The sequence below is a fragment of the Streptomyces sp. NBC_01426 genome, from assembly GCF_036231985.1.
In the GTDB taxonomy this organism is placed as follows: domain Bacteria; phylum Actinomycetota; class Actinomycetes; order Streptomycetales; family Streptomycetaceae; genus Streptomyces.
In genome coordinates, this window is the sequence record NZ_CP109500.1 from 6,213,565 (window position 1) to 6,235,134 (window position 21,570).

The 21,570-nt window shown below is 70.4% G+C and carries 26 protein-coding genes; 21 read left to right on the top strand and 5 right to left on the bottom strand.

All coding sequences use genetic code 11. The features are described 5' to 3' along the window. The first annotated feature begins 136 nt into the window (after positions 1 to 136). From rpe to OG906_RS27735, 5 genes are all read left to right on the top strand, one after another. Positions 137 to 823 (top strand): ribulose-phosphate 3-epimerase, encoded by a 687-nt coding sequence (gene rpe, locus OG906_RS27715; RefSeq protein ID WP_267797430.1) that lies wholly within the window; start codon positions 137 to 139, stop codon positions 821 to 823. A 138-nt stretch (positions 824 to 961) separates the two neighbouring features. After that, positions 962 to 1,975: a sugar-binding transcriptional regulator gene (locus OG906_RS27720; RefSeq protein ID WP_267797527.1), complete on the top strand. Its 1,014-nt coding sequence runs from the start codon at positions 962 to 964 to the stop codon at positions 1,973 to 1,975. Positions 1,976 to 2,070: 95 nt separating this feature from the next. Further along, the gene (locus tag OG906_RS27725) at positions 2,071 to 2,292 is read left to right on the top strand and encodes a CarD family transcriptional regulator (RefSeq protein ID WP_267797429.1); all 222 of its coding nucleotides are present in this window, start codon (positions 2,071 to 2,073) and stop codon (positions 2,290 to 2,292) included. Positions 2,293 to 2,341: 49 nt separating this feature from the next. After that, positions 2,342 to 2,800, top strand: coding sequence for a ribonuclease domain-containing protein (locus tag OG906_RS27730; RefSeq protein ID WP_329446646.1), 459 nt, complete (start codon positions 2,342 to 2,344; stop codon positions 2,798 to 2,800). Then, a complete protein-coding gene (locus tag OG906_RS27735; protein ID WP_329446648.1) occupies positions 2,797 to 3,225 on the top strand; it encodes a barstar family protein in 429 nt (142 codons plus the stop codon). The genes OG906_RS27730 and OG906_RS27735 overlap by 4 nt, the downstream gene beginning before the upstream one ends. Positions 3,226 to 3,265: 40 nt before the next feature. Here the strand turns inward: OG906_RS27735 and OG906_RS27740 are convergent, their stop codons facing one another. The 5 genes from OG906_RS27740 to OG906_RS27760 form a co-directional block, all read right to left on the bottom strand. Continuing rightward, positions 3,266 to 3,757 (bottom strand): group II truncated hemoglobin, encoded by a 492-nt coding sequence (locus tag OG906_RS27740; RefSeq protein ID WP_329446650.1) that lies wholly within the window; start codon positions 3,755 to 3,757, stop codon positions 3,266 to 3,268. After that, positions 3,754 to 4,083 (bottom strand): putative quinol monooxygenase, encoded by a 330-nt coding sequence (locus tag OG906_RS27745; protein WP_329446651.1) that lies wholly within the window; start codon positions 4,081 to 4,083, stop codon positions 3,754 to 3,756. The genes OG906_RS27740 and OG906_RS27745 overlap by 4 nt, the downstream gene beginning before the upstream one ends. Before the next feature lie 77 nt (positions 4,084 to 4,160). Continuing rightward, positions 4,161 to 4,676: a hypothetical protein gene (locus OG906_RS27750; protein WP_329446652.1), complete on the bottom strand. Its 516-nt coding sequence runs from the start codon at positions 4,674 to 4,676 to the stop codon at positions 4,161 to 4,163. Positions 4,677 to 4,746: 70 nt separating this feature from the next. After that, positions 4,747 to 6,477, bottom strand: coding sequence for an FAD-dependent oxidoreductase (locus OG906_RS27755; RefSeq protein ID WP_385638446.1), 1,731 nt, complete (start codon positions 6,475 to 6,477; stop codon positions 4,747 to 4,749). Next, a complete protein-coding gene (locus tag OG906_RS27760; protein WP_329446653.1) occupies positions 6,474 to 6,746 on the bottom strand; it encodes a UBP-type zinc finger domain-containing protein in 273 nt (90 codons plus the stop codon). The genes OG906_RS27755 and OG906_RS27760 overlap by 4 nt, the downstream gene beginning before the upstream one ends. Positions 6,747 to 7,044: 298 nt before the next feature. Between OG906_RS27760 and OG906_RS27765 the strand changes: the two genes are divergently transcribed. The 16 genes from OG906_RS27765 (at position 7,045) to OG906_RS27840 (ending at position 21,538) form a co-directional block, all read left to right on the top strand. Continuing rightward, the gene (locus OG906_RS27765; protein WP_329446655.1) at positions 7,045 to 7,869 is read left to right on the top strand and encodes a type 1 glutamine amidotransferase domain-containing protein; all 825 of its coding nucleotides are present in this window, start codon (positions 7,045 to 7,047) and stop codon (positions 7,867 to 7,869) included. 9 nt (positions 7,870 to 7,878) lie between these two features. Then, complete coding sequence (locus OG906_RS27770) at positions 7,879 to 9,525, top strand: thiamine pyrophosphate-binding protein (RefSeq protein WP_329446658.1); 1,647 nt, start codon at positions 7,879 to 7,881, stop codon at positions 9,523 to 9,525. A 61-nt stretch (positions 9,526 to 9,586) separates the two neighbouring features. Then, positions 9,587 to 10,018 carry a nuclear transport factor 2 family protein gene (locus OG906_RS27775; RefSeq protein WP_266951444.1) on the top strand — a complete coding sequence of 144 codons (432 nt, stop codon included), beginning with the start codon at positions 9,587 to 9,589 and terminating at the stop codon, positions 10,016 to 10,018. Between the two features lie 28 nt (positions 10,019 to 10,046). Beyond that, positions 10,047 to 10,502, top strand: coding sequence for a nuclear transport factor 2 family protein (locus OG906_RS27780; protein WP_329446660.1), 456 nt, complete (start codon positions 10,047 to 10,049; stop codon positions 10,500 to 10,502). A 12-nt stretch (positions 10,503 to 10,514) separates the two neighbouring features. Beyond that, positions 10,515 to 10,907, top strand: coding sequence for a nuclear transport factor 2 family protein (locus tag OG906_RS27785; protein WP_329446662.1), 393 nt, complete (start codon positions 10,515 to 10,517; stop codon positions 10,905 to 10,907). An 11-nt stretch (positions 10,908 to 10,918) separates the two neighbouring features. Next, positions 10,919 to 12,523 (top strand): GMC family oxidoreductase, encoded by a 1,605-nt coding sequence (locus OG906_RS27790; protein ID WP_329446664.1) that lies wholly within the window; start codon positions 10,919 to 10,921, stop codon positions 12,521 to 12,523. After that, positions 12,516 to 13,127, top strand: a complete 612-nt coding sequence (locus OG906_RS27795; protein ID WP_329446666.1) for a DJ-1/PfpI family protein — start codon at positions 12,516 to 12,518, stop codon at positions 13,125 to 13,127. The genes OG906_RS27790 and OG906_RS27795 overlap by 8 nt, the downstream gene beginning before the upstream one ends. 8 nt (positions 13,128 to 13,135) lie before the next feature. Next, positions 13,136 to 13,585, top strand: a complete 450-nt coding sequence (locus OG906_RS27800) for a VOC family protein (protein WP_329446669.1) — start codon at positions 13,136 to 13,138, stop codon at positions 13,583 to 13,585. 1 nt (position 13,586) lies between these two features. Then, the gene (locus OG906_RS27805; RefSeq protein ID WP_329446671.1) at positions 13,587 to 15,410 is read left to right on the top strand and encodes an AGE family epimerase/isomerase; all 1,824 of its coding nucleotides are present in this window, start codon (positions 13,587 to 13,589) and stop codon (positions 15,408 to 15,410) included. A 37-nt stretch (positions 15,411 to 15,447) separates the two neighbouring features. Further along, on the top strand, positions 15,448 to 15,798 hold the full coding sequence (locus OG906_RS27810; protein ID WP_053676594.1) for an STAS domain-containing protein: 351 nt from the start codon (positions 15,448 to 15,450) through the stop codon (positions 15,796 to 15,798). Then, on the top strand, positions 15,795 to 17,942 hold the full coding sequence (gene glgX, locus OG906_RS27815) for a glycogen debranching protein GlgX (RefSeq protein WP_329446674.1): 2,148 nt from the start codon (positions 15,795 to 15,797) through the stop codon (positions 17,940 to 17,942). The genes OG906_RS27810 and glgX overlap by 4 nt, the downstream gene beginning before the upstream one ends. Positions 17,943 to 17,958: 16 nt before the next feature. Next, positions 17,959 to 18,270 (top strand): STAS domain-containing protein, encoded by a 312-nt coding sequence (locus OG906_RS27820; RefSeq protein ID WP_329446676.1) that lies wholly within the window; start codon positions 17,959 to 17,961, stop codon positions 18,268 to 18,270. Positions 18,271 to 18,284: 14 nt separating this feature from the next. Next, the gene (locus OG906_RS27825; protein WP_329448151.1) at positions 18,285 to 18,740 is read left to right on the top strand and encodes an ATP-binding protein; all 456 of its coding nucleotides are present in this window, start codon (positions 18,285 to 18,287) and stop codon (positions 18,738 to 18,740) included. Next, entirely contained in the window at positions 18,722 to 19,981 is a 1,260-nt protein-coding gene (locus OG906_RS27830) for a PP2C family protein-serine/threonine phosphatase (protein ID WP_329446678.1), read from the top strand. Before OG906_RS27825 ends, OG906_RS27830 begins: the two co-directional genes overlap by 19 nt. Further along, a complete protein-coding gene (locus tag OG906_RS27835; protein ID WP_329446680.1) occupies positions 19,982 to 20,728 on the top strand; it encodes a MinD/ParA family ATP-binding protein in 747 nt (248 codons plus the stop codon). 69 nt (positions 20,729 to 20,797) lie between these two features. Continuing rightward, complete coding sequence (locus tag OG906_RS27840; RefSeq protein ID WP_329446682.1) at positions 20,798 to 21,538, top strand: type 1 glutamine amidotransferase domain-containing protein; 741 nt, start codon at positions 20,798 to 20,800, stop codon at positions 21,536 to 21,538. Positions 21,539 to 21,570: the final 32 nt, after the last annotated feature.

Genomic DNA, 21,570 nt, shown 5'->3' on the forward strand with positions numbered 1-21,570 from the left:
CGCGCGGCGCGGCCGTGCCAGGGGTGGTGACGAGGGGCGAGTGGGGCGAGACCCATGATCACTCGCACGTCCCGCACCCCACGGAGACTTCCGGGGTCATGGCCGGAACCGGGCGGGGGCATGGCAACCTTGGGGCATGGCCGTTCAGATCAACCCCAGCATCCTGTCCGCCGACTTCTCCCGGCTCGCCGAAGAGGCCAGGGCCGTCGAGGGCGCCGACTGGCTGCACGTCGACGTCATGGACAACCATTTCGTCCCGAACCTCACCCTCGGCATGCCGATCGTGGAGTCCCTGAGCCGGGCCACGGACATCCCGCTCGACCTGCACCTCATGATCGAGGACCCCGACCGCTGGGCGCCGCAGTACGTGGAGGCCGGTGCCGGGTCGGTCACCTTCCACGCCGAGGCCGCCGCCGCGCCGGTGCGCCTCGCGCGGGAGATCCGGGCCAAGGGGGCGCGGGCGTCGATGGCGCTCAAGCCGGCCACGCCGATCGAACAGTACGAGGACCTGCTCCCCGAGCTGGACATGGTGCTGATCATGACGGTCGAGCCCGGTTTCGGCGGGCAGTCCTTCCTCGACATCATGCTGCCCAAGATCCGGCGTACCCGGGAGCTGATCGCCAAGCACGGGCTGGAGCTCTGGCTCCAGGTCGACGGCGGGGTGTCGGCCTCGACGATCGAGCGGGTCGCCGAGGCGGGCGCGGACGTGTTCGTCGCCGGGAGCGCGGTCTACGGCGCGGTCGACCCGGCCGCCGCGGTGCGGACGCTGCGTGAGCAGGCGAGTGCGGCCATCGCCGCCGCGCCCTGGGGTTGCGACCACTGAGACAAGGCTTGGTGAACAGCTCGGTGAACGGGAGCTGTCCAGGCTGATCAACGGCCGTCGGATCTGACAGGATGAACGGCGAGTCGAGAGTGTGAACACGAGAGTGTGAACAGCAGTGAGGAGAACGCGGTGTCTGCAATGTCGGCGGGACGGTCAGCCCTGCGGATGGGACCCGCGGAGCTGGTGCAGGCGGCGGCCATGGCGCGCCGCTTCTACCTGGAGGGGAAGTCCAAGATCCAGATCGCCGAGGAGTTCGGCGTGAGCCGCTTCAAGGTGGCCCGGGTCCTGGAGACGGCGCTGGAACGCGATCTCGTGCGCATCGAGATCCGGGTCCCGGCCGAGCTGGACGCGGAGCGGTCGGACGCGCTCCGGGCGCGGTACGGGCTGCGCCACGCGGTCGTCGTGGAGTCGCCGGCCGACGCGACCGAGGACGCTCCCGACCCGGAGAACCTCGGCGCGGTCGCGGCCGACCTCCTCGGCGAACTCGTCAACGAGGGCGACGTGCTGGGTCTGGCGTGGGGCAGGTCGACCATTCACATGGCCGCCTCCCTGCACCGGCTGCCTCCCTGCACGGTGGTCCAGCTGACCGGCGTGTACGACGCGGGGACCGCCGAGCGCGGCTCCGTGGAGGCCGTACGCAGGGCCGCACAGGTCTCCGGCGGCGACGCGCACCCCATCTACGCCCCCATGCTGCTGCCCGACCCGGCGACGGCCGCCGCGCTGCGCGGCCAGACGGGCATCGCGCGGGCCTTCGAGTACTTCGACAAGGTGACCGTCGCCGCCGTCTCCATCGGGTCCTGGGAGACGGGCATCTCCACGGTCCACGACATGCTCACGGACGAGGAACGGGCGCACTACGCCTCCCTGGGCGTCGCGGCCGAGATGTCCGCGCATCTGTTCGACGCCGAGGGGCGTCGGGTCGGACGGGACCTCGGCGAGCGGTGCATCACCGTCGAGGCCGACCGACTGCGTCGGATCCCCGAGGTCGTGGCGATCGCCGGCGGGCTGCGCAAGGCCTCCGCGATCGGGGCGGTGCTCCGGTCGGGCCTGGTGACCAGCCTCGTCACGGACACGGCGGTGGCCGACTACCTGCTCACCGAATCCGCGCCGGGGCTCCGGCCGGCGCTGGAACGGGCCGACCCGGACGACTGACCGGGCCCCGTCGGGGGTCGGTGGTGCGGATGGTGCCGGAATTGAGATCCGAACGGCGGACCGTGGGGCGGCCTGTGGGGCGCATACTGGGTTCAATGACAAAGTCAGCAGTACCTCGCCGCCATTTGCCGTCCAGCCCGTTCAAGGCCCCTGTGGAAGCGCCCTTGCGGCACTTCAGCGTGGGCGACCGGGTTACTCACGACGAACACGGTCTCGGCCGTGTCGTCGGTATCGAGGAGGGGATCGCCGTTCTCGTCGACTTCGGGTCGGTCCAGAAACGAATCCTGAGTCCCTACACCAAGATGGCCGCGCTCTGAGGCCACCGGGCGATTCGCGAGCGAATCGGATATTTGGCACGATCGGTGCATGATCTTTCGGAACGTGCCCCGATCGTTGCTGCGTGTGCTGGGGGCGCTGTTCCTCTGTGTCGCGCTGGTCGGTGCGGCGGGCTGCGGTGCGAAGAATCCCGCGCCCACCGCCGCCAGCCCGCCCGCCACGGCCTCCGCCCCCACCGGGGGCGACGCCGCCGTGCCGAAGTGGGCGAAGGGGATGGCCACGGTACGCGCGGACGCGCTGCCGCGGCAGGCACGTGAGGTGCTGTCGCTGATCGACAAGGGCGGGCCGTACCCGTACCGGCAGGACGGGACCGTCTTCGGGAACTTCGAGAAGGCACTGCCCCGCCAGAAGCGCGGCCACTACCACGAGTTCACCGTGACGACACCGGGGGCGCGCGACCGCGGGGCCCGGCGGATCGTGACGGGCGAGGCCGGGGAGTTCTTCTACACGGACGACCACTACGAGACCTTCAAGGCGGTTCTCCGATGACCCTCGAAGCGCAGCCGCTCGAACCGGCCCTCGCCGCCGCGCGGGAGGCGGGGTGGACGACCCTGCGGCTGGACCTGGACGGGGTACGGAGCAAGGCCGAGCTGATGCGGCGCGTCGGCGAGGCGCTGCGCGTCCCGGAGTGGTTCGGCGGCAACTGGGACGCGCTGGCGGACGCGCTGATCGACCTGTCGTGGCTGCCGGCGGCGCCGGGGCGACTGGTCGCGGTGACCTCCTGGCGCGGGTACGAGCGGACCCGACCGGGCGACTGGGAGACCCTGCGGGAGATCCTGGAGGAGGCCGTGGACTTCTGGGCGCGCGGCGACGACGGACCGCCGTCCCCGCTGACCGTGCTGTTGGCGGACGGGGCGGCGACGGATCGCGGGGAATCGCCCCGGCCTCCGCGCCGCGGACCCCGGCGGGACTGAACCGACGGGCGGGAAGGTGGGGGCCGGGGCCCCCACCGGGTCACGGGGTCTTGGGCGGCTTGGGAACCCACGGCGGGGTCTGGCCCCAGGACCAGACCGGGATGTCGGCCGCGTCGACCGGCGGGGGATTGGCGCCCGAGTAGATCAGCGCCATCCGGGTTCCCCATTCGATGTAGTAGACGAAGACCGCCCGGAACTCGGGGTCCGTCGGGAGCTTGACCTCGTCGGCGGTGTCCAGCAGCAGGTCCACCCAGCGGCGGCGCTGCTTCTCGGTGATGCCCCGGCCCAGGTGCTTGGTGGCCATGTGCTGATGGCCGCCGTGGTGGGCGGTGTAGTCCGCCGGGCCGCCGAAGACCTCCGCCAGCCATACGGCGACGTGCCGGGGGTGCTCCGCGTCCATGCCGGCGAAGACCGGGGCGAGGATCTCGTCGCGGAGCGCGTGTCCGTAGAAGGTGTCGGCGAGGCGGTTCAACGCCTCCTCGCCGCCCATCCACGCGTAGATGGTGGGGGTGGTGTCGGGCGGGCTGCTCATGATCGGGAAGCGGCCTTCCCCGGGCCGACCACGTCGGTCACCCGGTAGTGCTTCATTTCCTCGATGTTGCTCACGTACGGGCGGATCGCGCTGAAGAACGCCGGGAACTGCTCGCCCTTGCGGAAGCCCTCCAGGTGGTCGGCGACCGAGGTCCAGCGGATGCGCAGGATGTAGCGCTCGGCCTCCTCCTCGCTGTGGGCCAGCTCGTAGTCGATGCACTCGGGCGAGGCGGCCAGCGACTCGGCGGCCCGGCCGTACGCCGCCTCGAACTCCTGCTGATCGTCCGGGGCGATCCGGTAGCGGATGTATTCGACGGTGGTGGTCATGGTGTGCGTGCCTCTCCCTGGGTTCAGGTGGTCCCGGCCAGCCTTCCGCGATCTTGCGCTCCCGGCGACGCTTTCGGCTATTCGGACCCGGACTTCTTGATGTTGGAGTCGGTGTCCGCGTCGAGGTCGGGGCCCTGGGAGCGGACCTGGCGGACCTTGTCGAGGGAGTCGCGGAGCTCGGTGAGCCACGCGTCGGTGTTGCGGTCGACCAGGCGTACGCACCAGGCGAGGGCGTCGGCCCGGCTGCGCGCGACGCCGCCGGCCACCAGGGTGTCGAGGACCTGGCGTTCGCTCTGGCGCAGCCGGGTCATCACGGGCACCGCGAGGTGGGTGAAGACGGTGGTCTCGCCCCCGGAACGGACGCCCCAGGCGACCCTGCGGCGGTAGAGCTCCTCCGCCTCGCGGGCGACCTCGACGCGCTGCTCGCGGGTGCGTTCGCGGAAGGCCGCGACCGACTCGTTCGCCGGGGCGGTCCCGACGACCGTGATTTCCTCGCGGTCGACGGTGACCGACACCAGGGACTCGTAGACGTCCACCGGCAGACGGTCCGAGAACCAGGTGCGGAGCTGTGTCTGCTGCTCGGCTGTAATCATGTAATCAACGTTGCATCCGTTGCCCGCTTGATCGCAAGCGTCCGGCGGGCGGGGCCGGCCGTGTTCGCTCTCAGCCCATCGAGCGGTAGCGGTGGATCAGGGACACCGCCATCGCCCCCTCGCCCACCCCCGACGCGACCCGCTTGACGGAGTGGGCGCGCACGTCGCCCGCCGCGAAGACCCCCGGCACGCTGGTCTCCAGCGGGTAGGGCGCGCGTTCCAGGCTCCACTCCTGCGGGAGCTCACCGCCGTTGGCGATCAGGTCGGAGCCGGTCAGGACGAAGCCGTACTCGTCGCGCTCCACCACCCCCGCCAGCCAGTCCGTGTGCGGGCGGGCGCCGATGAAGGTGAACATGAAGCGGGCCGGGACCTCCTTGTCCTCGCCGGTCTCCGCGTCGTGCAGGGTCAGCCGCTCCAGGTGCTCGGCACCGTCCAGCGAGACCACCGTCGTCCGTACCCGGACCTCGATGTTGGGGGTCCGCTCGATCTCGTCGATCAGGTAGCGGGACATGCTGTCGTCGAGCGAGGCCGCCCGGACCAGGATCGTCACCCGGGCCGCGTACTTGGCGAAGTGCACCGCCGCCTGACCGGCCGAGTTCGCGCCGCCCACGATGAACACGTGCTGCGAGATGCAGGCCGAACTCTCCGTGGTCGCCGCGCCGTAGTACAGGCCGGCGCCCTCGAAACGGTCCGCGCCGGGGGCCTGGAGACGGTTGTACGAGACCCCGGTCGCCAACAGCACCGTCTCCGCGCTGATCTCCGTGCCGTCCGCCAGGGTCAGGATCTTCGCCGGGTCGTCCCGGGTCAGCGAGACCACTTCCACCGGGTGCAGGATCTCGGCGCCGAAGCGCGAGGCCTGGATGGTCGCCCGGCGGGTCAGGTCCCCGCCGGAGAGGCCCGAGGGGAAGCCCAGGTAGTTCTCGATCAGGCTGGAGGTGCCCGCCTGCCCGCCCGGGGCGCGGGAGTCCAGCATCAGGGTGGACAGGCCCTCGGACGCGGAGTAGACCCCCGCCGCCAGCCCCGCCGGGCCCGCGCCGACGATCACGCACTCGTAGTGCGGGCGGGAGGCGGTGGTGGCCAGGCCCAGCCGCTGGGCGAGTTGGGTGTCGGTGGGGGCGGAGAGCACCGTCCCGTCCGGGAACCGGACCAGGGGGAGCGCCGCGTCGGCGTGCACGGAGGCGATCACGGTCAGCGCCTCGGGGTCCCGCTCCACGTTCAGGAAACGGAACGGCTGCCCGTTGCGGGTGAAGAAGTCCCGGACGGCGTGGGTGCCTGGGGAGACCAGGTGGCCGGCGACGATGATCCCGTCGTACGCCGGACGGTAGTTGGCCAGCCAGTCCGAGAGCAGGTCGTCCAAGACGGGGAAGAGCCGCTCGTGGGGCGGGTCCCACGGCTTGAGCAGGTAGTAGTCCAGTCGGACCCGGTTGATGGCGGTGATCGCCGCGTCCGTCTCCGCGTACGCCGTCAGCAGGACCCGGCGGGCGTCGGGGAAGCGGCTGACCGCCTCCAGCAGGAACTCCACCCCCGTGACGTCCGGCATCCGCTGGTCGACGAGGAAGAGCGCCGGGTCGTGACCGCGTTCGTCGAGGGAGTCCAGGATCTTCAGCGCGTCGGCGGCGGAGGAGGCGCCGAGCACCCGGTACCGGTCGCCGTAGGCGCTGCGCAGGTCCCGGCGGACGGCGCGCAGGACCTGCGGGTCGTCGTCCACGGCCAGGATGACGGGCTTGCGGTTCTCGGTGCGTTCGGCGGCCGTGCCGCTCCCCGCGGGGGCGACGCGGGCACTTTCCCGGGCCGCGCTCACGCCGGGTCCAACATCAGCTGGTCCGCGTAGCACCAGGCCCAGTCCTCACCGGGCTCGTGGGAGGCCGCGACGGGGTGCTCCGTGGTGCGGTAGTGCCGGGTGGCGTGACGGTTCTTCGAGGAGTCGCAGCAGCCCACGTGCCCGCAACTGAGGCACATCCGCAGGTGCACCCAGCCGTCGCCCAGGACCAGGCACTCCTCGCAGCCCTCGGTGCCGGGTTTCACCGGACGTATCCGGTCGACGTGTGTGCACAACAGGTCCATGGTCATCGTCCCCGTCCCTCTCCTCGCGCGCTCGTCCCGATCGCGTGCGGTGGTGGTGCCGCTCATCGCGCCAGTGATTCACGGCGCGTCCAGACCATAAGTCGGGCCTTCGGGAATGGTTCACCGATTCGGCCGAGGTCATGAAGTGTCAGGGCTACTTCATGACCTCGCGAGATGACTACCTGAGGTGTCGGGTCGGCCTGCCCTCCTACCTCACGAAGTCGTACACGGGCGCTTTGACGCAGGCCCCGGGCGGAAGCAGTGTGGGGGACGCCAACGACAACAGGCGGCGCTGGAGGAATTCGTGAGCAGAAAGATTCTGGTCATTGTCTCCGAACACGGTTACTGGGCCGAGGAATTGATCGGTCCCGTGTCGAAGTTCGACGAGCGGGGCTACGAAGTCGTATTCGCCACACCCACCGGAAAGCGGGCCCACGCCCTCCCGCCGAGCCTCGACGCGCACTACGTCGACCCTCCACTGGGCCGTTCGGTCACCACCGAGGAGAACGCCCGGCTCGGCCGCGAGTTCGAGCAGTCGAGCCGGCTGGACTCGCCGCTCGACATCGAGGCCTGGGCCCCCGAGCGCCCGTACACCAGCGACGCGGACTACCTGCCCAGGCTGGAGCAGTACCACCGCGATCTGGACCGACTCCAGCAGGAGCTGGCCGACTTCGACGCGATCCTCGTCGTGGGCGGCAGCGGGCCGATCGCGGACCTCGCCAACAACGAGCGCGTGCACGCCCTGATCCTGGCCTTCAAGAACGCCGGCAAGGTCGTGGCGGCCGAGTGCTACGGGGTCGCCTGCCTGGCCTTCGCCCGGGACTGGGGCGACCGCAAGAGCATCATCTGGGGCAAGCACGTGACCGGCCACTGCAAGGAATACGACTACAAGGACGGCACCGGATTCCTCGGCACCGACTTCAACATGGGGCCGCCGCCGTACCCGCTCGAATACATCCTGCGCGATGCCACCGGTCCGCTCGGCGCGTACCACGGGAATTTCGGCCACCCCTTGTCGGTGATCGTCGACTACCCGTTCGTGACCGGTCGTTCCACCCCCGATTCCTATCTGACGGGGCAGAAGATCGTGGAAGTGCTGGAGGACGGTCTCACCCGTTACGGGTGGTAGGGGGAATTCATGGAAGCCACTCCCGGACGGGAAAGGCTGATCGAGCAGTTCAAGGCCGATGGTCTGCACGTGATGTTCGGAAACCCGGGGACGGTGGAACAGGGATTCCTCGACGCCGTGGACGCGGCGGCGGACTTCCACTACGTCCTCGCCCTCCAGGAGACCGTGGCGGCCGGCATCGCCGACGGCTACGCCCGGGCCACCGGCGGTCCGGCGCTGCTCCAGCTGCACTCCGGCGTGGGCCTGGGCAACGGCATCGGGATGCTGTACCAGTCGCTGCGCGGCCACACCCCGCTCGTCGTGGTCGCCGGTGACGCCGGGGTCCGCTACGACGCCATGGACGCGCAGATGGCCTGCGACCTGGTGGCGATGGCGAGGCCGGTGACCAAGTACGCGACCCGGGTCACCGACCCGCGGTCCCTGCTGCGCACCGTACGACGGGCCGTCAAGATCGCCCTGACCCCGCCGCGCGGACCGGTGTTCGTGGCCCTGCCCATGGACGTGCTGGACGAGCTCAACTCCGAGCCCGTGCTGCCCACTTCGCTACCACTCACCGACGTGGCGCCCTCGCCGGCCTCGGTCGGGCGGGCGGCCGAACTCCTCGCCGCCGCCGAGCGGCCGGTCGTCCTGATCGGGGACGGGGTGGCCCTCTCCGGGGCGCAGGCCGAACTCGTCGCGGTGGCCGAGCTGTTGGGCGCCGACGTGTACGAGGTCGACTCCTCCGAGGTGAACATCGCGGCCTCCCACCCGCTGCGCCGCGGCCAGACGGGCCACATGTTCGGCCCGCACAGCAAGGAGCTGATCGGCGGCGCGGACGGGGTGCTGATCGTCGGCACCTATGTCTTCCCGGAGGTGTTCCCCGAGCTGGAGAGCCCCTTCCGGGCGGGCGCGAAGGTCGTGCACATCGACCTCGACGCCTACGAGATCGCCAAGAACCACCCCGTGGACCTCGGCCTCGCCGCCGACCCCAAGGAGGCGCTGCGCGCGCTGGCGGGCCTACTGCGACAGCGCCAGACCGGCCGGCAGCGCGCGGCCGCGGCCGCCCGACTGGACGCGCGGGCCCGCGAGCGGGCCCGCGCCGCCCTCGACGGCGGGCGGACGGACGAGGACGGCACGCCGATGGCCGTCTTCCTGCGGACCCTCGCCGAGCGGACCGGGGGCGACCTCATCGTCTTCGACGAGGCGCTGACCACCTCGCCGCTGGTCACGAGGTACCTGCCGGCCGAGCGGCCGGGCGACTACCACCTCACCCGGGGAGGTTCGCTCGGGGTGGGCTTCCCGGGAGCGGTCGGGGCCAAGCTCGCCCGCCCGGACCGGCTCGTCGTCGGCTTCGCGGGCGACGGCGGCTCGATGTACACGTACCAGGCGCTGTGGACCGCCGTCCGGCACGGGATCGACGCCAAGTTCGTGGTCTGCAACAACCGCAAGTACCGGCTGCTCGACGACAACATCACCCGGTACTGGCAGGAGCGGGACATCGCCGAGCACGCCTTCCCCGGCTCCTTCGACCTCTCCCGCCCCGAGATCGACTTCGCCGGGTTGGCCCGGGCCCTCGGGGCGGACGGGACGCGGGTCGAGAAGCCGGACGAGGCGGTCACCGCCGTCACCAGGATGCTGGACCATCCCGGCCCGTACCTCGTCGACATCCAGATCTGAGTCAGGCACCACCTCAGCCGAGTCCCGCACCACCTCACCGGCACGGACAGGAGGAGACCGCATGCCCGCAGAACGGCTGACCGAGGACGCGATCCGCAGCTTCACCGAGGACTGGTACGTGGCACTGGACCAGCACCTTCCGCCGGCCCGGGTGCTCGCCCTCGTCACGGAGGACCTGGAGTTCAAGGTGCCCGAGGACACCTTCCTCGGGCACGAGGGCTTCGGCCGCTGGTACGCGGCCGTCACCCACCGGTTCTTCGACGAGGTCCACACCGTCACCAAGGTCGAGCCCGTCATCGAGGGCGACCGGGCCATCGTCCGGGTCCTCGTGAACTGGCAGGCCAAGATCTGGGACCCGCCGGCCGCCCGCAGCCAGTGGCTCGGCTTCGACGCCGACCAGACCTGGACCCTGGTGGCCGGCCCGGACGGACCGCTGATCAAGCAGTACACCGTCAACGAGCTGGCGCCGATGCCCGGTTCCGGCGCCCTGTGAGCGCCGGCGACCGCGAGGAGGAACGGCGATGACCGAAGTGACACGGGAACGGGTCGAGGCCGCCTACCGGGCCCTGGGCTCCGGCGACCGGGCGCGCGTCCTGGAGTACTACTCCGAGGACCTGCGCTGGCTGGTGCCGGGCAACCACCCGCTGGCCGGCTGGTACGAGAGCCTCGACGCCTTCCTGGAGCTGATGGGGCAGACCCACAAGCTCACCGGCGGCACCTTCCGCATGGACGTCCAGGCGGTGCTCGTCGGCGAGGACTGCAGCGCCGACGTGTGCCGCAACGTCGCCCTGCGGGACGGCGCGGACCCGGCGAGCGAGTCCCCGTACGAGCGGATGGACTACCCGGTCTTCCACTTCATGCGGTGGCGCGACGGCCGGATCGTCGAGGGCCGCGACGGGCTCTTCGGCGACACGGCGTCCGCGTTCAGCCAGTTCTGGGCGCCGTTCGCACCGGACGGAACCCGCAGGGACCGATAGGGGAGGAGCGCGATGAGCGCGTCGGACACACGAGAGAGCTCGACCGAGATCCTTCGGAAGTACTACGAGTACGCCAATGCCGGTGACTGGGACCGCTGGTGCGACCTGTTCGCCGACGACCAGGTCATGGACGAGCAGCTCGCCGGGCACATCGAGAGCCTGGAGACCCTGCGCTCGATGATGAAGGACATGGGGGCGATGTACCGGGTCTTCCGGAACGAGCCCGTGCACTTCCTCGTCGACGGGGAGAAGGCCGCGGCCGTGTCCCACCTGACCGCGGTCGCCGCGAACGGCAGGGCCATCGAGGCCGAGGTCATGAACTTCTTCCGGATCGTGGACGGAAGGATCGCCTACATGGCGAACCACCACGACACGGTCCCCTTCCAGGTCCTGAGCCGGGACTGAGGGGGCCCGCCATGACCGTGGACGCATACGACTACATCGTGATCGGCGCCGGCACCGCCGGCAGCGTGCTCGCCAACCGGCTCTCCGAGGACCCCGACGTCACCGTCCTCGTCCTGGAGGCCGGAGGCCCCCGCATCCCGCCCGAGGTGGACGACCCCTCCTCCTGGTACAAGCTGCTCGGCGGACCCCTCGACTGGGGGTACACCAGCGTCCCGCAGCCCGGCCTCGACGGCCGGCGCACCCACGAACCGCGCGGCAAGGCCCCCGGCGGCAGCAGCAACCTCTACATCATGATGCACGTCAGGGGCCACGCCTCGGACTTCGACAACTGGGCCTACCAGGGCGCGGCCGGCTGGTCCCACGAGGACGTCCTGCCCTGGTTCGCCCGGCTGGAGGGCCAGGAGGACGCCACCGCGGCGACCACCGGCACCCGGGGCCCCCAGCGGATCACGCACGCCGGCCGGCACCACCCCAACCCGACCTCCCGCGCCTTCATCGACGCGGCCGTGGAACTCGGCCACGAGGAGATCGCGGACTTCAACACCGACGGCCCCCGGCGCGGCCTGTTCGGCACCGGCTGGCACCACATCGACGTGGCCGGCGGCCGACGTCAGGGCGCCCTCGCCGCCTACCTCGAACCGGCGCTCGACCGCACCAACCTGACCCTGCGCACCCACGCCCAGAGCACCCGGCTGCTGTTCGACGGGGACACCTGCACGGGCGTGGAGTACACCCGCCTCGCCCCGCCCGCGGAGTTCCCCGGCCGCACCGTCCGCGACGGCCACGGCGACCCGGGCTCGCCCGGGACACACACCGCACGCGCCCGCCGGGAGGTCGTCGTGGCGGCGGGGGCGATCGAGTCCCCGAAGCTGCTGCTGCTCTCCGGCATCGGGCACCCGCAGCAGCTGCGCGCCCACGGCATCGAGGTCACCGCGGCCCTGCCCGGCGTCGGGGAGAACTTCCACAACCACGTGCTGACCGGGCTGATGGCCGAGGTCACCCAGCCGCTCCCCGCGCCGACACAGAACCTCTCCGAGAGCGCTCTGTTCCTGTCCTCGCGGCCGGGCCTCCCCGCCCCCGACCTTCAGATCGCCTTCGTCCACGTGCCGTTCGACGTGATCGTCGGCCAGGACCACCCGAACACGGTCAGCATCCTGCCGGGCGTCGTGCGCCCCGTCTCGCGCGGCTGGATCAGGCTCGCGAGCGCCGACCCGCTGGCCCACCCGCTGATCAACCCGAACTACCTGGGCGACCGGTGGGACCTTGAGCGGATGGTGCAGGGCGTCAAGATCGCCCGGGAGCTCTTCGCGACCTCCGCCTTCTCGCCCTGGTACAAGCAGGAACTCCAGCCCGGACCCGGCTTCGTGAGCGACGAGGACCTGCGGACCTTCGTGAAGCAGAAGTCCGAGAGCTACCACCACCAGGCCGGCTCCTGCCGCATGGGCATCGACGACCTCTCCGTCGTCGACCCCGAGCTGCGCGTGCACGGCGTGCGCAACCTGCGCGTCGTCGACGCGAGCGTGATGCCCGCCGTCCCGTCGGGCAACTGCCACACCGCCATCGCGATGATCGCCGAGCGCGCGGCGGACTTCCTCAAGGGAGAGTCCCGTGCCTGACGCCGTACCGCGCGAGGGAGCGCTGTCCGGGACCCGGATCGCGGTCCTGGTCGAGAGCGACTTCTACGAACCGGAGATCTTCTACTACCGGCACCGCTTCGCGGAGGAGGGCGCCGAGGTCGACTTCCTGACCCGGCTGTGGGGCAACGACTCCCTCACCTTCACCGGGCACGAGTACCGGGCGCCGTTCACCGCCGACCGGTCCCTGGAGGGGCTGACCGACGAGGAACTGCGCCGGTACGCGGCGATCATCGTGCCCTCGGGCATGGTGGCCGACCGGCTGCGCTACACCGAGGACGTGGACGTGCTCGCCCCGGCGACGGAGCTGCTGCGCAGGGCCTTCGCGGAGCCGACGGTCCTCAAGGGGATCATCTGCCACGGCATGTGGCTGGCCGCCTCGATCCCCGACACCGTCCGCGGCCGCAAGGTCGTCTGCCACAACAACCTCGTCGGCGACGTCCGGAACATGGGCGCCCAGTACGTGGACGAGGACGTGGTCGTCGACGGCGACCTGGTCACCGGCCGCACCGGCGCCCACCACCACCTCTTCGCCCGGCGGATCATCGAGCTGATCGCGGCCGGCCGCGGCCGGGGCGCCGACTGATGGGGGCCATGGTCTGGTCGCACGTCGGCCTGAACTGCGCCGACCAGAAGGCCACCGAGGAGTTCTACACCCGGTACTTCGGCTTCCGGCGGGCCCGCGTGGTCGACCTCGGAGAGGCGACGATCGTCTTCCTGCGCCAGGGGGACGCGTACCTGGAACTCTTCGCGGCCGGCACGGAGCCGGCGATCCCGGCCCACGACGACGGGCCGCAGGCGCCGGGGCGGCTGCGTCACCTGGCCTTCCGGACCGACGACGTGGACGCGTTCCTGGCGGAGCTGGGGGACGCGGCCGAAGTGACCCTGGGACCGATGGACTTCGACGACTTCATCCACGGCTGGCGGACCGTCTGGGTCCGCGACCCCGACGGGGTGATCGTCGAGGTCAGCCAGGGATTCGAGGACGAGCCCGGCACGCCGCGACAGCCCGGTGGGCCCTTCAACGAAACGGACGGTGCATGACATGGCGGATGCCGTGAGCTTCTCCTTCTCCGACACCATCGCCGGTTACGTCAGCCGCTTCGACTCCGGCACCCGGCTGCTCGGCCTGAAGACCGCGGACGGCCGCGCGTTCGAGGTGTCGCTGGCCGGCGACCCGAGCGCCGAACTGGTCCGCAACCTCGACGAGCCCTACGTCGACGCCTCCGGGCACCTCGACGAGATGCTCTCGCCCGGCCGCTTCCTCTACGTCCACGGGATCCACTACCCCGAGCACGGCGGCCGGTTCGACGCCAAGCGCCTGGTGTTCCTCGGCCGCGGCGCGGAGGACTACCGGTTCGAGGAACCGAGCTGGTGGGTCAAGCAGATCGAATCGCTGGCCACCTTCTACCGGCGCGCGCAGTTCGGCGACGGCCCGGTGGACTTCACCGAGTACCGCACCGAGATCCGGCTCGGCGGGGACAAGACGGCCAGTCATGTCCAGGAGACCGACACGATCTCCCGCCTGGTCTACGGCATGGCCTCGGCCTACCTGCTGACCGGCAAGGACGAGTACTTGGAGGTCGCCGAACGCGGCACCGAGTACCTGCGCAAGCACATGCGGGTCGTGGACAGCGAGGAGGACGTGGTCTTCTGGTACCACGGCATCAGCGTGGACGGGGACAGCGAACGCAAGCTGTTCACCTCGGAGTTCTCCGACGACTACGACGCGATCCCGATGTACGAGCAGATCTACGCCCTGGCCGGCCCGATCCAGACCTACCGGGTCACCGGCGACGTCCGGATCAAGAACGACGCCGACGCCACCATCCGGCTCTTCGACAAGTTCTTCCACGACCCGGAGCAGGGCGGCTACTACTCGCACATCGACCCGATCCTCTTCAGCGCCGACCACGAGTCGCTGGGGGAGAACGCGGAGCGCAAGAACTGGAACTCGGTCGGCGACCACGCGCCCGCCTACCTGATCAACCTGTACCTGGCGACCGGCGAGCAGAAGTACGCCGACTTCCTGGAGTACACCTTCGACACCATCGCGGACCGCTTCCCGGACTACGAGAACAGCCCGTTCGTCCAGGAGCGCTTCCACCGCGACTGGTCGGCCGACACGGAGCACAGCTGGCAGCAGAACCGCGCCGTCGTCGGTCACAACCTCAAGATCGCCTGGAACCTGATGCGGATGAACTCGCTGAAGGCCAAGCCGGCGTACGAGGAACTGGCGCGCAGGATCGGCGACATCATGCCGGCCGTCGGCAGCGACGTGCAGCGCGGCGGCTGGTACGACGTGGTCGAGCGGACCAGGTCCGGCGACGAGGAGTCGCACCGCTTCGCCTGGCACGACCGCAAGGCCTGGTGGCAGCAGGAACAGGCGATCCTCGCCTACCTCATCCTCGACGGCACCGTCGGCGGGGACGCGTACCGGCGCGAGGCCCGGCAGGCGGAGGCCTTCTACAACACCTTCTTCCTCGACCACGACGAGGGCGCCGTCTACTTCAACGTGCTGGCCGGCGGCACCCCGTACCTCCTCGGCACCGAGCGCCTCAAGGGCAGCCACTCGATGTCGATGTACCACTCGGCGGAGCTCTGCTACCTCTCCGCCGTCTACAACAACCTGCTCATCAACGGTCGGGAGATGGACTTCCACTTCCAACCCGACCCCACGAACCTGCCCGACCGCGTGCTGCGCGTCTCGCCCGACCTGCTTCCCGCGGGATCCGTGGCCGTCGCGTCCGTCGAGATCGACGAGAAGCCGTGGACGGACTTCGACGCGGACGGCCTGACCGTGCGGCTGCCCGACGTCCAGGGACGGGTCAAGGTCAAGGTCCGGCTCCGGCCCGTCAACCGGAAGTAGCGCTCAACGGGGGGCGCCCCGACACGAGGGGAAGACAATGACACTGAGTGTGAAGGAACGTCGGAACAAGACGGCCACCGTGCTCGTCGCCACCGGCGAAATCAACAGCGAGACCTCGGGCGCACTGCTCCAGGCCCTGCTGCCGCTGGTCCGCGAGGGCCGGCCACTGCGCATCGACCTCACCGCCGTCGACTACGTCTCCAGCGCGGGATTGCGCACCCTGCTCGTCGTCTACCGCGAGGCGCAGCACGCCGGCGTCGCGGTGACCCTGTACGGGGTGAGCGAGGAGGTCCGGTTCGTCATGTCGGCCACCGGCTTCCTCGACTTCTTCTCGGCCGGCGAGGCCGCGGCCGCCGAGGCCAAGGCCAAGGCGAAGGCCGCGCGATGACCGAGCCCCGGTCCGAACAGGTGCTGCGCGTCGACGCGTACCCGACCCACGAGGTGGGCGGGTACCGCGTCCGGGCGGGCAAGCCGTTCCCCTTCGGGGCCAACGTGGTCCCCGGCGGGGTCAGCTTCTCCGTCTTCTCCGACCAGGCCACCTCCATGACCCTGGTCCTCTTCGAGCGCGGAAAGCCCGAGCCGATGGCCGAGCTGGAGTTCCCGGAGGAGTTCCGCACCGGCAGCGTCTTCGCCATGACGGTCTTCGGCCTCGACCACGAGAACATCGAGTACGGGTACCGGGCCGACGGCCCCTACGACCCGGTCACGGGGCACCGCTTCGACGCCCGCCAGATCCTCTCCGACCCCTACGCGCGGCTGATCGCCGGCCGTGACGTGTGGGGCGTGGAACCCGACCGCAGCCGCGGCTACCAGTACCGCTCGCGGGTCTGCCTCCAGGACTTCGACTGGGCGGACGACACCCCGCTGAGGATCCCCGCCGAGGACCTGGTCGTGTACGAGGCCCACGTGCGCGGCTTCACCCGGCACCCTTCCTCGGGGGTCACCGCCCCCGGCACCTTCGCGGGGCTGCGCGAGAAGATCCCGTACCTGAGGGAACTCGGGGTCAACTGCGTCGAACTGCTGCCGGTGTTCGAGTTCGACGAGAGCGACAACCCGCGGAGCAACCCGGAGACGGGCGAGAAGCTCTACGACTACTGGGGCTACAACACCGTGTCGTTCTTCGCGCCCAAGGCCGGCTACGCGGCCACCGGACGCTACGGGATGCAGGGCGACGAGTTCCGGACCCTGATCAAGGACCTGCACGCCGCCGGCATCGAGGTCATCCTCGACGTCGTCTTCAACCACACCGCCGAGGGCAACGAGCAGGGCCCGACGATCTCCTTCAAGGGGCTCGACAACGCCACGTACTACATGCTCACGCCCGAGGGGTACTACTTCAACTTCAGCGGCACCGGCAACACCGTCAACTGCAACCACCCCGTCGTGCGCAACTACGTGCTCGACTGCCTGCGCCACTGGGTCGCCGACTACCACATCGACGGCTTCCGCTTCGACCTGGCCGCCATCCTCGGCCGGTCCGCGGACGGCACCCCGCTGCCCAACCCGCCACTGCTGGAACTCCTCGCCTACGACCCCGTCCTGCGCCACACCAAGCTCATCGCCGAGGCCTGGGACGCGGGCGGCCTGTACGAGGTCGGCAACTTCCCGGCGTACGGCCGCTGGGCGGAGTGGAACGGCAAGTACCGCGACACCGTGCGCAGCTTCCTCAAGGGCGACCCCGGGGTGACCGGGGAACTCGCCACCCGCATCGCCGGCTCTCCCGACCTCTACTCCGGTCGCGGGACCTCCGCGTCGGTCAACTTCCTGACCGCGCACGACGGTTTCTCGCTCGCCGACCTGGTCTCCTACAACGACAAGCACAACGAGGCCAACGGCGAGGGCAACAACGACGGGGGCAACGACAACGCCAGCTGGAACTGCGGCGTCGAGGGGCCGACCGACGACCCCGCCGTCAACGCGCTGCGCGAGCGCCAGATGAAGAACGCCCTCGCCATCCTCTTCACCAGCCAGGGCATCCCGATGCTGCTGTCCGGGGACGAGGTCGCACGCACCCAGCAGGGCAACAACAACACGTACTGCCAGGACAACGAACTCTCCTGGTTCGACTGGGACCAGGTCGACCGGAACGCCGAACTGCTGCGGTTCACCCGCGAGATGATCGCCTTCCGCAAACACCACCGCGAGCTGCGCGCCACCGTCCATCCCACCGGCCGCATCCGCGACGGCCTCGGACTGCCGGACATCAGCTGGCACGGGGAGCGGGCCTGGCAGCCCGACTGGTCCGGCGACAGCCGGTTGTTGGCGGTGGCCCGCTGCGGCACCGGCGACGACGACGTGGTGTACGTGGCCATGAACGCGCACTGGGAGTCGCACGACCTGGAACTGCCCGCCCTGCCGGGAGGCCGGAGCTGGCACCTGTTCGCCGACACCGGGAACGAGGCGCCGTACGACATCCGCACCCCCGGGGCGGAACAGGAACTCGACAACGCCGGCAAGTACCTGATCGGCCCGCGCTCGGTGGTGATCCTCGTGGGTCGCACGAACGATCCCGAGACGACCGGGACCCTCTGACCGAAGGAGACCTGACATGCCGCTTTCCGTGTCCCTGAGCATCGAGGGCGACACCACCGTGATCGAACTGACGGGCGAGCTGGACGCCAAGACCGCACCGGAGTTCCACCAGACCATCGAGAAGGCCGCCGGTCACGGCACCAGCACCGTCGAGATCCGGATGGCAGGCGTCGGCTACATGGCCAGCGCCGGACTGCGCTCCCTGGTCTTCGCCCAACAGAAGGTGGCCGACCACGTCACCATCAAGGTGGTCGGCGCCATCGAGCCCGTCTCCCGGACCATCCGCACGGCCGGACTGGACCGGAGCATCCTCCTCACCGATGGGTGACGGCCGTGGGTGACATGGTCGAACTGGCGAGGAAGCCCTGTGTGCTGGAGGTGCCCGCCACGGTGGGGGCACTGGGCGACATCGCCGCGTTCGTCCTGCGGCTGGCCGGTCGGGCCGGGCTCGGCAAGAGAGCCACCTACCGGATCCGGCTGGCCGTGGACGAACTGGCCACCAACATCGTGATGCACGGATACCGGGGCGGCGACGGACGGATCACCGTCCGCGGCTGCTCCGGCCCGGACGGGGTGCGGATCGTCATCGAGGACACCGCACCGGCGTTCGACCCCGTCGAAGGGCGCCTGCCCCCCGCCATCGGGATCCCCCCGCAGCGACGGCGGGTCGGCGGCCTCGGTATTCACCTCGCGCTGACCAGCGTGGACGCATACCACTACGCCCGCAGGGACAGCCGCAACATCAGCACGCTGACCGTGAAGGCCGAGGGGACGGATCCATGCCCTCCACGTCCGTGATCATCCTTGACGAGTACCCCCCGCCCCCGGCCGAACTGCTCGACGCGCTACGGCTGATGGACGCGGAACCCGTCTCGCGCACGCTGTCGCAACTGCTGCACGACCGCCAGGAGACGCTGCCCGTCGCCGACGTGCTGCTCGCCCCGGCCGAGGCCGACGGGGGGGCCGTACGGGCGGCCGTGCGCAGGCTGCGCCGCCGGGCCGGCGCCCCCATCGTGGTCGTCTGGACGGTGGCCGGGTTCACCAAGCTGGAGGAACACGTGCGGCTCGGTCACGACTACCTCGTACCGCCGTTCCTGCCGGCCCTGGTCGGGGCCCGGCTGCACAGCTGCTCCGAGCGCGCCGGACTCGGCCGAACCCTGCGGGAAGCCGATGCGCGCGCGGAACTCATGGGATATGAGAAGGAGTTGGAGATCGGTCGGGAGATCCAGGCGGGCTTCCTGCCCGAGTCGCTGCCCGTCCCGGACGGATGGGAGATCGACGTCTGCTTCCGGCCCGCCCGCCAGGTCGCCGGGGACTTCTACGACGTCTTCGAACTCTCCCGGGGACGCCGCCTCGCCGTCGTCGTCGCCGACGTCTGCGACAAGGGTGTCGGCGCCGCCCTCTTCATGGCACTGATCCGCTCCCTGCTGCGGCACACCGCCGAGAACAGCGGACTCCAGCACCTGATGGCGGCGGGCCGCACCGGCGGCAGCCGGCGCACCCCCGTCGTCGGCGCCACCCCCCTGCTCAACGCCGTCACCGCCACCAACGGCTACCTCACCCGCAACCACCTCAGACAGGGGTACTTCGCCACCCTGTTCTTCGGCGTGCTCGACCCGCTCACCGGGAGCCTCGTCTACATCAACGGCGGCCACAACCCGCCCCTGCTGCTCTCCGGATCGGGCGACGTACCCGTCCCGCTGGACGTCACCGGACCGGCCGTCGGGGTGCTGCCCGACTGCGTCTACACCCTCGGCTACGCCCAGGTGAACCCCGGCGACACCCTCTTCGTCTTCACCGACGGGGTGCCGGAGGCGCGCTGTCCCGACGGAGCCTTCCTCGGGGACGCGCGCATGCTCGAACTGCTCGCCGGCCCCCCGGCGAACGGCAAGGACACGGTCGAGCGGATGGACCGGGCGGTGCGCGAGCACACCGGCACCGCCGAACAGCACGACGACGTCACCATGCTGGCCCTGCACCGGCCACGTGCGGCGCGGGGGCCGCACGCGGACGGGGCCGGTCACCGGGTGGTGGCCTAGATGACCCGGACCATCGCGGCGCACTCCCACCGCGGCGGCACCGGGAAGTCCTCGGCCCTGGCCAACCTCGCCCTGCTGATCGCGGCCGGGGGACGCCGGGTGGGGGTGGTCGACACCGACATCCAGTCGCCCACCCTTGACCTGCTCTTCCGACTGCCACCCGGCGCCGGCTCGCTCGCCGACTACCTGCTCGGACGCTGCGAGATCGAGGCCGCGGCCCAGCGGACCCGGCTGCCCGGGCTGTACGTCGTACCGGCCCGGACCGGGACCCCGGCCCTGCGCGAGCTGATGTCCACCGGGTACGACGTGGGACTCCTGCCGGAGGGCTTCGACCGGCTGGCCGGGCACTTCGCGCTCGACGTGCTGCTGCTCGACACCCACGCCGGCCTCAACAACGAGTCGGTGACCGCGATGGCGAGCGCCGACGTGGTGATGATCATGGCGCGGGCGGACCGGATCGACCTCTTCGGGGTCGAGGAGACCATCGCCCTCGTCGGCCGGCTGGCCTGCCGGCGCGCCCTGGTCCTGAGCATGGCGCCCGAGGGCATCGACCGGGCCGCGGTCCGACGGCGGGCCGAGGACGTCTACGGGGCGCCGCTTGCCGGAATCCTTCCGTATGTGCCGGAAATGGCGGCGCTCTACGGAGAACGCATATTTGCAGAAGCCCATCCCGACCACTCCCTGGTCGGTGAATTCCGCACGATCCTGTCGGCGTTGGACGCACGTGACGAAGTATCACGGGCCTGACGCCTCCCCCTTACGCCCCCACCGGGGGGCGTGTTGAATCGGCAGCGAATCCAGAACAAGGAGAGAATCATGAAGATTCTCGTCGTCATGACGGCAAAGGCCACGCTCCATCTGCTGGACGGGGAACAACACCCCTCGGGATTTTGGGCCGAGGAATTCGTCGTCCCCCACGAGCTGTTCCGGGCCGCCGGTCACACCGTGGACGTGGCGACGATCGGCGGAGTGGCCCCCACCGTCGACCAGACCAGCATCGACCCGCAGTTCCTCCAGTGGGTCCGTCCGGCGGGTTCCCCGAACGAGGACGAGGCCAACGCCGCCGCATACGTCCGGGTCATCGAGGAGACCGGGCAACTGCGCCACCCCCTCGCGCTGGAATCCCTCGGCGAGAAGGACATCGCGCAGTACGACGGCGTCTACGTCAGCGGCGGCCACGGAGCCATCGGCGACCTGCCCAAGTCCGACGAACTCGCGCAGATCCTGCGCTGGGTCATCGCCCAGGACAAGCCGCTCGCCACCGTGTGCCACGGCCACACCGCGCTCCTCGCCCTGCGCGACGGCGAGGGCCGCTGGCCCTTCGAGGGCTACCTGATGACCGCCTTCTCGCACAGCGAGGAACTGGTCACCGACATGGCCGGCCGGCTCCCGCTGATCCTGGAGGTCGAGCTCACCCGGCTCGGCGCCCGGTACGAGAAGGCCGAGGCGATCTGGGACTCGCACGTGGTCGTGGACCGCAGGCTGACCACCGGCCAGAACCCGTACAGCTCGAAGGCCCTCGCCGAGACGTTCCTGGAGCAGCTCGCCAAGGGCTGACACGCCCCCGCACCCGACACCGGAAGGCAGCC

Excerpts from the sequence above, each read along its gene's own strand:
- OG906_RS27730 (WP_329446646.1), top strand. The coding sequence starts at position 2,342 with ATGATCTTTCGGAACGTGCCCCGATCGTTGCTGCGTGTGCTGGGGGCG.
- OG906_RS27745 (WP_329446651.1), bottom strand. The coding sequence starts at position 4,083 with ATGACCACCACCGTCGAATACATCCGCTACCGGATCGCCCCGGACGAT.
- OG906_RS27805 (WP_329446671.1), top strand. The coding sequence starts at position 13,587 with ATGGCGGATGCCGTGAGCTTCTCCTTCTCCGACACCATCGCCGGTTAC.
- OG906_RS27770 (WP_329446658.1), top strand. The coding sequence starts at position 7,879 with ATGGAAGCCACTCCCGGACGGGAAAGGCTGATCGAGCAGTTCAAGGCC.
- OG906_RS27780 (WP_329446660.1), top strand. The coding sequence starts at position 10,047 with ATGACCGAAGTGACACGGGAACGGGTCGAGGCCGCCTACCGGGCCCTG.
- OG906_RS27725 (WP_267797429.1), top strand. The coding sequence starts at position 2,071 with ATGACAAAGTCAGCAGTACCTCGCCGCCATTTGCCGTCCAGCCCGTTC.
- OG906_RS27735 (WP_329446648.1), top strand. The coding sequence starts at position 2,797 with ATGACCCTCGAAGCGCAGCCGCTCGAACCGGCCCTCGCCGCCGCGCGG.
- glgX (WP_329446674.1), top strand. The coding sequence starts at position 15,795 with ATGACCGAGCCCCGGTCCGAACAGGTGCTGCGCGTCGACGCGTACCCG.
- OG906_RS27720 (WP_267797527.1), top strand. The coding sequence starts at position 962 with ATGTCGGCGGGACGGTCAGCCCTGCGGATGGGACCCGCGGAGCTGGTG.
- OG906_RS27800 (WP_329446669.1), top strand. The coding sequence starts at position 13,136 with ATGGTCTGGTCGCACGTCGGCCTGAACTGCGCCGACCAGAAGGCCACC.
- rpe (WP_267797430.1), top strand. The coding sequence starts at position 137 with ATGGCCGTTCAGATCAACCCCAGCATCCTGTCCGCCGACTTCTCCCGG.
- OG906_RS27750 (WP_329446652.1), bottom strand. The coding sequence starts at position 4,676 with ATGATTACAGCCGAGCAGCAGACACAGCTCCGCACCTGGTTCTCGGAC.
- OG906_RS27835 (WP_329446680.1), top strand. The coding sequence starts at position 19,982 with ATGACCCGGACCATCGCGGCGCACTCCCACCGCGGCGGCACCGGGAAG.
- OG906_RS27785 (WP_329446662.1), top strand. The coding sequence starts at position 10,515 with ATGAGCGCGTCGGACACACGAGAGAGCTCGACCGAGATCCTTCGGAAG.
- OG906_RS27740 (WP_329446650.1), bottom strand. The coding sequence starts at position 3,757 with ATGAGCAGCCCGCCCGACACCACCCCCACCATCTACGCGTGGATGGGC.
- OG906_RS27825 (WP_329448151.1), top strand. The coding sequence starts at position 18,285 with ATGGTCGAACTGGCGAGGAAGCCCTGTGTGCTGGAGGTGCCCGCCACG.
- OG906_RS27790 (WP_329446664.1), top strand. The coding sequence starts at position 10,919 with ATGACCGTGGACGCATACGACTACATCGTGATCGGCGCCGGCACCGCC.
- OG906_RS27820 (WP_329446676.1), top strand. The coding sequence starts at position 17,959 with ATGCCGCTTTCCGTGTCCCTGAGCATCGAGGGCGACACCACCGTGATC.
- OG906_RS27840 (WP_329446682.1), top strand. The coding sequence starts at position 20,798 with ATGAAGATTCTCGTCGTCATGACGGCAAAGGCCACGCTCCATCTGCTG.
- OG906_RS27830 (WP_329446678.1), top strand. The coding sequence starts at position 18,722 with ATGCCCTCCACGTCCGTGATCATCCTTGACGAGTACCCCCCGCCCCCG.
- OG906_RS27760 (WP_329446653.1), bottom strand. The coding sequence starts at position 6,746 with ATGACCATGGACCTGTTGTGCACACACGTCGACCGGATACGTCCGGTG.
- OG906_RS27775 (WP_266951444.1), top strand. The coding sequence starts at position 9,587 with ATGCCCGCAGAACGGCTGACCGAGGACGCGATCCGCAGCTTCACCGAG.
- OG906_RS27810 (WP_053676594.1), top strand. The coding sequence starts at position 15,448 with ATGACACTGAGTGTGAAGGAACGTCGGAACAAGACGGCCACCGTGCTC.